Source organism: Chryseobacterium sp. VD8 (assembly GCF_037149975.1).
GTDB lineage: Bacteria > Bacteroidota > Bacteroidia > Flavobacteriales > Weeksellaceae > Chryseobacterium > Chryseobacterium indicum.
Map to the genome: position 1 here is coordinate 1 of NZ_JBBCQL010000511.1, position 228 is coordinate 228.

Below are 228 nucleotides of genomic sequence, written 5' to 3' on the forward strand. Positions count from 1 at the left end.
GTTGCAGAAAACAGTATCGATTTCAAAATCTTTAATCAGTTTTTTGAAAGCTTCAACAGGTTTATCGTGAAAAACGGTTAATCCGCTCTTATGTTTTTTAAGCTCAGCATGAATTTCTTCCAGAGCCTGATAAAAATAATCTACTCTTCTGTCTGATTTATCTTCAAGCTTATCAAGAATTTCCTTATCAAAAATAAAAACCGGAACTACTTTTAAACCGGCTTCAAG

1 protein-coding gene is annotated in these 228 nt (G+C 32.5%); it reads right to left on the bottom strand.

Annotated elements, in window-relative coordinates:
- On the bottom strand, positions 1 to 228 hold a 228-nt coding region (locus tag WFK35_RS23240; protein WP_336735023.1), incomplete at both ends, for a deoxyribodipyrimidine photo-lyase.